Source organism: Adlercreutzia sp. DFI.6.23 (assembly GCF_024462535.1).
Classification (GTDB): Bacteria; Actinomycetota; Coriobacteriia; order Coriobacteriales; family Eggerthellaceae; genus Adlercreutzia; species Adlercreutzia rubneri.
The window spans coordinates 1-312 of record NZ_JANGBP010000379.1 but is presented as its reverse complement, the minus strand read 5'-3'; the positions used below and the strand labels follow the sequence as shown (position 1 = coordinate 312).

1 protein-coding gene is annotated in these 312 nt (G+C 61.2%); it reads left to right on the top strand.

Annotated features, from left to right (window positions below; genetic code table 11):
- Position 1 precedes the first annotated feature (1 nt).
- Positions 2 to 133 (top strand): FMN-binding protein, encoded by a 132-nt coding sequence (locus NE591_RS16400; protein ID WP_371130626.1) that lies wholly within the window; start codon positions 2 to 4, stop codon positions 131 to 133.
- Positions 134 to 312 lie beyond the last annotated feature (179 nt).

The following is a 312-nucleotide window of genomic DNA, read 5'->3' as shown; positions in this document are numbered from 1 at the left end:
CTTGGCTCTCGAGGCCCTGCCGGCCCGGATCATCGAGGCCCAGTCCACCGAGGTCGACGCCGTTGCCGGCGCTACCGTTTCCTCCACGGCCCTGAAGGACGCCGTGAACAACGCACTCGCCCAGGAGAAGTAGCTCGCCTGATGCGATAGGGGCACCATCAAGCGCCCCGCACCCCTCCCCACGAAATCGAGGCTCTAAGCGGGCCTCGATTTCGTTTTCTAGCCCCGAATCGACGGTTGTTTCATCAGAACCGTCGATTCGGGGCTGACATTTTCCCAAAACGGCCTAATTTGGTAGAAATGAAGCCCCGG